5 protein-coding genes are annotated in these 8,127 nt (G+C 38.2%); 2 read left to right on the top strand and 3 right to left on the bottom strand.

Annotated features, from left to right (window positions below; translation table 11 throughout):
- Positions 1-87: 87 nt before the first annotated feature.
- From JUF11_RS12705 to JUF11_RS12715, 3 genes are all read right to left on the bottom strand, one after another.
- Positions 88-576, bottom strand: coding sequence for a hypothetical protein (locus JUF11_RS12705; RefSeq protein ID WP_204119888.1), 489 nt, complete (start codon positions 574-576; stop codon positions 88-90).
- A 128-nt stretch (positions 577-704) separates the two neighbouring features.
- Positions 705-1,013 carry a hypothetical protein gene (locus JUF11_RS12710; RefSeq protein WP_016379767.1) on the bottom strand — a complete coding sequence of 103 codons (309 nt, stop codon included), beginning with the start codon at positions 1,011-1,013 and terminating at the stop codon, positions 705-707.
- Positions 967-3,051 carry an AAA family ATPase gene (locus tag JUF11_RS12715; RefSeq protein WP_204119889.1) on the bottom strand — a complete coding sequence of 695 codons (2,085 nt, stop codon included), beginning with the start codon at positions 3,049-3,051 and terminating at the stop codon, positions 967-969. Before JUF11_RS12715 ends, JUF11_RS12710 begins: the two co-directional genes overlap by 47 nt.
- A gap of 272 nt (positions 3,052-3,323) precedes the next feature.
- On the opposite strand from JUF11_RS12715, the gene JUF11_RS12720 reads away from it, so the two are divergent.
- Together JUF11_RS12720 and JUF11_RS12725 are read left to right on the top strand one after the other, a co-directional pair.
- Positions 3,324-4,007 carry an IS6 family transposase gene (locus JUF11_RS12720; RefSeq protein ID WP_002816607.1) on the top strand — a complete coding sequence of 228 codons (684 nt, stop codon included), beginning with the start codon at positions 3,324-3,326 and terminating at the stop codon, positions 4,005-4,007.
- Between the two features lie 418 nt (positions 4,008-4,425).
- Positions 4,426-7,788: an Eco57I restriction-modification methylase domain-containing protein gene (locus tag JUF11_RS12725; RefSeq protein ID WP_204119890.1), complete on the top strand. Its 3,363-nt coding sequence runs from the start codon at positions 4,426-4,428 to the stop codon at positions 7,786-7,788.
- Positions 7,789-8,127 lie beyond the last annotated feature (339 nt).

Genomic DNA, 8,127 nt, shown 5'->3' on the forward strand with positions numbered 1-8,127 from the left:
ACCGATGCATGGCGTAACAGCCTAGACCACTATCAAGAATTCGTTATCATCGTTGCACTTGACTTGAAAATTGAGGATTGATTTAAATTAGTTTATACGCAAACCAATGTCCGTCAATATTAATTTAAGCTGCCTCTCTTTTTGCTCATTTACGACTTCGCTTGAGTCGTTTTCATGTATTTTAGTTGTTGCATAGAAGTAACGGTCGGTGTCTGTACCTGCCAATTCTTCTATCTTACTATCTATTTTATTTTGGGTTTCTTTTTGTGGGTTGTGTGATGTGTAGAACAAATATCTTATGTCTGCAGGAGAGACACTTTCTTCTTCCCGAAAAATCTCTCCTAGGATTTCAAGGTTCTTTAGTATAGCCCAAGCACTATCGCCCTCAGAAATAATTGCAATCCAATAGTCACCATCTTTAGCACTACAGTGATATATTCCCACGAAATCTGATTCATGATTGGTTAGCTTCTCCTTTGAATCATTACAACTTAGTTTAACTTTCTTTCTCAAGGTTTGTAAAAGTGTTGTTTTACCTGTATCTTGGTTGCCACTAATGTTAATAACTTTCATCACAAGAATTGCCTCCTTCAAAACGATAACTGTAGTATTCGAATTCAGATAAGAAAATCCATTTCAGAATATGTATTCCAGATTTCTATTAACATTCTTGTCTAATTAACACTTCCGTTCATATACCTGAATCATTTTTGCAAAATGTCGTCGGGAAGTTCTGGAAAAGCTGAATCAATATCATTTTTAAGGAACTCCACGTTACTTGCAAAGTCTTCGAGTGCCTGAAGAATCTGAATACCAATAGCCTTTACCAAGTCATTTTTAAGTTCGTTTAACTCTTCGGGTTTATTTAGACGATAGTTTTCTGGACACTCATATATCTTTTCCATAATAGAAAGTAAATCTTCTCGGGTAACGTCCTTAATGGACTTTGATTCCCCTTCATAGAAATTAATTGTGATGTCCTGCTTTTGAAGATTCACATTCAAGAGATTCATAAATTTCTCCCTTCTTTTCGTAGGTTTCAATACCTGACTCCATTGCATCCACAAATTTTCCAACACTCGGAAAGTCTTTGCCAGTAAAATCTCGAAGACGTGCTGACTTGAAGTCCCCTGATAAATAACTAAAAGCATTTGGCGCATCGTTCTTGGCGACGATAAGGTAATTGGGATTAAGCAGAGTCCCCAGTGTAGAATTGTGGGTAATTACAAATGTAGTTGTATGCTCTGAAAGTTCTCTGATTTTTGGAATCAAAGTTGTCCTAATAAAGTAATTATCGAGAGAGGCTTCTGGCTCGTCAATTAATGCGATATCAGAATTTTTTGCTTCCTCTAATGCCATCAACAAAGCAAAAGCTACTTCTTGTCCCCCAGAAGCTTTAGTCCCATTCGCTGTTTCCAAAGAAGTCTCGATATGAGCAATAAAGTCTGATAAATGGTCCTGTCTGAAAAATGAATGTCCCTTTAAATGCTCGAAATATTGGACAAAGTTGTAGTTATTATAGGGATCTATAAGATCCTTCTTCACTCCTTCATTAGTGTGCATTTCCTTCTGAAATTTTTTTGCGTCCTCAAAAGGCTTCAACCTCACAACAACCCGATACTCGCCAAATTGTTCTTGTTTCAGTATTCGCCCCTTCTTTTTAGCGAACACAAGTTTTTTAAGAAACGCGTTGGTCTTTTCCCCTACCAAATATTTTTTGAAGGTCGTTGTCAAATCAATTTTCGGAGGTTCGGCTATACCACTCTGACGCCTCGTCTCAGTTTGAATCCTAGCGATTAATTTATTGATGCGTTTTTGTTCATCTGATTCTTTAGCATAATTTGTCAGGAAGGAACGAAGGTCCTCGTAGGCACCGATGAACGACGATTTGTATTTATTATTGACGTGAGACCAGAAGGATTTACTCAAAATTATCTCTTTAAGATTTTTTAGATCCAACTCAAGCCTACTATATTTCACTATTTCAAAAGGTTTTGCAGAAAACAACTGAATTTTAGCTGCCTGATTTTTTGAAGTGAAAGAGGCCGCAAACTTTTTCAGATCATCAATATATTCGCCTAGCGTATCGTTTTGGGAGCTCTCAATAATTGCTTCATTTATAATATCCCAAGTTCTTTGATACTTTTGGATAAAGTTTCCGTAGGCCCTTTCCCCCTTTTGTTGCTGTTGCTTGTTTAGAAATTTCTCTCGATTAGATGCTGTATCGAACTGCTCTAATCTGTACACATTGTCATCGGAACTTGACGAAATGGTGTTCAGAAGAAAAGTTTTCCCACTGCCACGACGACCAACTATCAAATTTAAACCCGTTGAAACTCTTAGAGGTGAGTTATCTACCATGATATCGTAAACATTTCGAACCAGGTCAGGATTAACCCCGACAGTTTTCTTTTGTTTAAGCGCCCGCTTTATGTCTTCAAACTCAGTCGTATCGCACTCAATAAATGTATGTTTAGGATACAAACTAACAATATCAGATCGTTTAGAATTCGGTTCATCTTCAGATGCATGTGAGTCGCTAAACAGTACAGGTACTTCTGATCCCAACGCCAACTCTCTCTGAAATCGATTTGAGCTTGAAACCCCTCCAACACAAACGGCATCTCGAAGGGCATTAGGAATACGCATGCTGTTACTTTTGCTGATTTCAAATGCTAGAATCGAATTTTTCCAACTTGGGAAAAAGGTAATAAATTGATCAATGCTTATCCCAGTGGAAGCCCCGAGATTCAGTTGTGAAATAGAAGATGAGGCGTGAGAAAACTCAGCTAAAACATCTTCAGTATTGTTGCTTATAATCAGGACATGCCCCTCATCTAGACTGACCTCCATACCTGGAAAAACATCGCATTGGGTCCTAGTAACAATATTTAAAAATTGTTCCTTATCAAAAAGATTGTGGTTCGTGATTGCGATGGCATCAAGGGCAGAGTTTTCAACATACTTATCAAGCCATCCTTGTGAGAAAGTAAAGGGGGTATCTTTATTAGGGTCCGGTTCGGTATGAATATGAAAATCAATTGCTTTCATGCATTTTCCTCCCGTTATTCTATTTTTAGAAACAAGAAAACAGTGTGCGTATCAGGTTGATCATGAATAAAGTAAGCTAAGAATGCAAAAAATGGACCCTACGTAGTTCTGATGCAAGGTTCCTCTACTACATTCTAATGTGTTGGGTGGTAAGGGACTAGGCTTTGTGTACATGACTCTCTTTAAGCAAATCATTTTAGGGTTCTGGTGCAAATTTTCCTCGCTGACTTGATTTTAGTATACTGGGTGCCAAGAAACGAGGGATTGCGCGCATGAACCACTTTAAGGGACGCCACTTTCAAAAGGACATCATCTTAGTAGCCGTTGGCTACTATTTCAGATTCAGTCTCAGCTATCGTGACATCGTTGAATTGCTTCGGGATCGGGGTATCACTGTTCATCACACCACGGTCATGCGTTGGGTTCATCACTATGGCCCCATCTTTAAGGCTCTATGGCGTCGGCATCAAACAGCTCACGCTAAAAGTTGGCGAATCGATGAGACCTATATTCGAGTTAAAGGCCGTTGGGCCTATTTGTATCGCGCTATTGACAGTAACGGTTTGACCATGGATTTTGAGCTACGAAAACACCGCGATTATACCGCATCCTATCACTTTTTGAAGCGTCTCTTGACGACCAATGGTCGGCCTGATCGATTAGTCACTGATCAATATCGGGCAACACTGAAAGCAGTGAAGCACCTGATAAAGCAAGACTATTTGAGCAAATCAGCCCACCAATGTTCCAAATATCGAAATAATTTGATTGAACAGGACCACCGATTCATTAAACGTCATCGTGTCCGCTCAGCAAGCTTTCAAAGCATTCGAACCGCTAGTGCAACGTTGAGCGGTGTGGAAATTGTTCACGCAATACGCAAAAGAACCCGGCGAGAGTTAAGTCTCATCGGGTTCTCAGTCGTGGACGAGTTAGAAGCATTGTTAGCTGCATAACCTTCAACATAGGATCAATAGCTGGTTAGATGGTCATCTCTCAGACTGTTTGCACCAGATCCAAATAAGTTATTAATCGCAATTAATGATTTATTTGAGCTGTGGAAGGTAAACGCGGTTCTGAATGTCTCTTAAAATCTGTCTCAAATATTGACTTCAATCCAAAACCTCCAGTTTCAATTCATGATACAGGATGCACTCTCCCTGAGTAAACTTTGCACCAGAACCAATTTTTTTCTATTTATCTCATCTGGCTATGATATAAGGATCTTTTTTACATTTTATTTAGTTAATAGATATTTTATTCTTGCCACGAATCTAATATATTGTGAACAATGATACTAACCCTAAAATCTACAATCCCAATGGTTACTCTATGTTATACTGATTTTAGTTAAAAATATTGGCGGTGAAAAAATTGAGTTTGGAACTATCACAACTTAAAGACGACTTTTACAATGGAACTAAATTTTCAGATTCAAAGGCTGATGAGGATAATATTAAACTAGGTGCCTATTCAGCAATTTTGAGTCCAATAATAAAGGAATATATACCAAACTCATTATTCAGTTCAGAGACAACTTATTTTAAAGGTGGACGTAGTGACGGAACAATTAGCGGACTAGTTTTCGAGTACAAAAAATCACATCACTTTGATAAAAATACAGGTATTAACGAAGCTTTATACGGACGAAAAAGTGGTAAAACTGATTCCGGATTATATTCGTACCTAATCGATGAAGTGGTCGAAGATAAAGCAGGATCCCTTAACGATACACTTTTCGACACAAATGGAATTGGTTTCGACGGATTTCATTGGATATTTGCGCGTTTCGTTCCAACAGCAACAACTAATGAGATTGATGTAACAAATACTCGTTTTGCTACATCAATTAACAGTAAATTGCCATTCAATGCGGAATTTACATATCACGTTGTTGACTTCGATTCCGGCTTAAAAGAACTCGTTACATTAGTAAAATCAATGGATAAAATCGCTTTGACAAAAGACAACATGACTGACGTTTTTCGGCCTGCTTCGTCAACCGTTCGCGATACTGTGCTTGATCTTTACATAGTTATTGATGAAGAATTACACACAGAAAAAAGTAGTAAGCGTGTCATAACCCTATACAACGAGTGGCTTATGACATTTGGTACTCTGTTTGGAGAAGAAGAACAAAGCACTGAGTTCAATGAAACAGCTGCAAGCATTGCTTCTCTATACAACCTAAGTAACTCAGATTTAGATCCTAAATTGTTCTTGTTTGCCCTGCAAACGTACTTCAACATCGTGTTAAAGCTCTTAATTTCTAACTTCTTAACTCAAGCAAAATCACCGGTTGCCATTTTACCAACGCAAATGGAATATCTGGAAATTGCGGATTTATTCGAAGGTAAAAACGGTGGGGCAACTGTTGTTGCAAACTTTTTCGAGGTCCACTATTACGAATGGTTCACATTTGTAGATGAATCACACATGGGCAAAATAACCGAATCCGTTAATACAGTACTGTCGCAACTGCAAGAATTTGACATGGGTACTTTCACTGTGCGTCCCGAATCAATGCATGATGTACTTCAAGAAGTTTATATGAATTTGATTCCCGAAAAGGTTCGCCACCTGCTTGGTGAGTATTTCTCACCAGACTGGATCGTTGAGTTCGTTCTAGATCGTGTTGGTTATTCTGAAGAAAAACTAGGGAAGAATATTATTGAAAAGAAAATAATTGATCCAACCGCTGGATCTGGAGCTTTTCTACTACAAGCGCTAAAGCGATTAATCGCTGCTTCAACTTCAAATACAAAGCCGCTGCTAACTGCCTCAGATCTAGAAAGAATAACATCTAATGTTGTTGGCTTCGATTTAAATCCTATTTCGTCAATATCAGCCAAAGCCAATTATATTTTATCTGTTCTTTCTGTATCAGATTTTAACGACATTCACGAACCAATAAGCATTCCCGTTTATATCACGGATTCTGTACTGGCTCCGGTTGTTTATTCAGAAGAAAATGCAACAACGTTTACCGCAAAAACTTCAGTTGGTGATTTTGTGATTCCAAAATTCGACTCGTTTAAAACGGCAAATGGATTTATGAATGAATTAAGTCGATCCGTTGATTTGGGGAGGAAAACTGACGTATTTTGGTCTCTAACAAGTAAAGAATTTAATATAGACACATCATTTGAAGATGTCGTTAAGGCTCTATATTCGAAACTTTCAGTACTCCATAGAGCTGGGCAAGACTCATTTTGGCCACGAATTCTAAAGAATAGTTTTGCACCCGTTCTATTAAAACAAAGGTTTGATTTCGTCGTCGGTAATCCACCTTGGATTGCTTGGAAAGCCATGAGTAAAACTTACAGAGAGGGGACTCTTAAGGTCTGGCAAAGCTATGGAATATTTGAAAAAAGTGCCTACGATAAGAAAACAACCCACGACGATTTTGGAATGGCAGTAACTTACGTCGCGCTTGACCAATACCTAAAATATAAGGGTAAGCTAATGTTTTTATTGCCTAAGACCTTTATCAAGTCAACTAAAGGTGGTGAGGGATTCCGCAAATTCTCCATAACAAGAAACGGACAAGATATTCCTGTTAAGGTATTAGAAGTAGATGATTTCAATGATATTAAAATTTTTCAGCCAAAGCACACAGTGCCGACAATGGCTCTTATTCTTCAAAAAAATGCAAAAAACGAGTTTCCAATGTCAAACTGGAACTCTTGGAATTATTTAGGAAAGAGCAAATTAAAGTTTAATGCTCACGATACCTGGAGTACAGTTTCAACTCGTATCTTCGATACCGAATTAGAAGCACAACCTGTTGATTTAAACGATCCAAAAACAGCCTGGCTATCAATGCCCGCTGCTGAATTGAAACTTGCCCAAAAGGCATTGTCTAACGGTTCAGAACCTGTATATCATGCTCGCAAAGGTATAGAGCCGGCAGGGGCAAAAGGCGTCTATATTCTAAAAAAGCCTGTTGTTAATAAAAACAATCCAACATTAGTAGACATACTGAACGACATGGATCGCCAACGTCGTCCAGATTTGAAAAATCAGGGTGCACACCCTGGAACCATTGAAACGACATACATTTTCCCGATGCTTGGTGGTCGAAATATTCATCGCTGGAGCGTTGATTCGTCAGAGTTTATGATTGTACCTCACGATGAAGACCATATCTATGGTTTAAATGATGAGTATCTTGCCGAAAATGCACCCCGTACTTATAAATGGTTGGAATTCTATAAACAAGGATTGTATGATAGCCGCGTCCAAAACGGAAAATTTTTCAACCCTGATATTCACCCATGGTACAGACTAGACAACATTGGACCGTACACATACTCTAAATACAAGGTTCTTTGGAAAGAACAAGCAAGTAGTTTTGCGGCTGTTGCCGTTGGAACATATGGAAAATCAGTACCGAACGCGGACCTATCCTTATTTGGTGGCGTTGACAAACCCATCGTTGTTGATTCAAAGGTGTTGTTATTAGCAACTGATACATTCGAAGAAGCACTATTCGTTGCTGGGGTACTAAATTCGCCAAGTATTCGGGACATCATCGATTCATACGCATTAGCACTAAACCGAGGAACTGATGTCGTTGATTACATCAAATTACCAAAATTTGATACCGAAAATCACATTCACAATAATATTGTTGAAATTGCTCGCGATATTCAAACCCACATTAAAAATTTGACAAATAATGATGTTAAACAAAAAGAAGCATCGCTGGATGAACAAGTTAAATTGTTATTCTAATAAAAAAGGCTCTTCACACGCAGTGGGACTTTTTAGCCATAAACTCGTTTTGTTACTAATAGTACTATTCAGATATGAATTAATTTAGGGTCTATAACTATCTTATCGCCCCTAACAAAACCTATTAAAACAGCCCCTTATATCTACTGGTTAGATATAAGGGGCTGTTTTTAATTTTATATGGTATAATAACCCATAAAGACTATAAGAGATTAGGTGTAAAAAATGGCAATAAATAAGGAAAGCGTAGCATTAAATGTAAGTAAGCACCCAATAACCGACCGCCTTGCAAACTAAGAAGGGGCGTAATCCGCATTCTCGGATTACGCCCCTTCGTTG

It is taken from the genome of Lacticaseibacillus suilingensis (assembly GCF_016861845.1).
Taxonomy (GTDB): domain Bacteria; phylum Bacillota; class Bacilli; order Lactobacillales; family Lactobacillaceae; genus Lacticaseibacillus; species Lacticaseibacillus suilingensis.

What these genes read in the sequence shown, in the direction of transcription:
- JUF11_RS12710 (WP_016379767.1), bottom strand. Translation starts at nt 1,013, where the DNA reads ATGAATCTCTTGAATGTGAATCTTCAAAAGCAGGACATCACAATTAAT.
- JUF11_RS12720 (WP_002816607.1), top strand. Translation starts at nt 3,324, where the DNA reads ATGAACCACTTTAAGGGACGCCACTTTCAAAAGGACATCATCTTAGTA.
- JUF11_RS12715 (WP_204119889.1), bottom strand. Translation starts at nt 3,051, where the DNA reads ATGAAAGCAATTGATTTTCATATTCATACCGAACCGGACCCTAATAAA.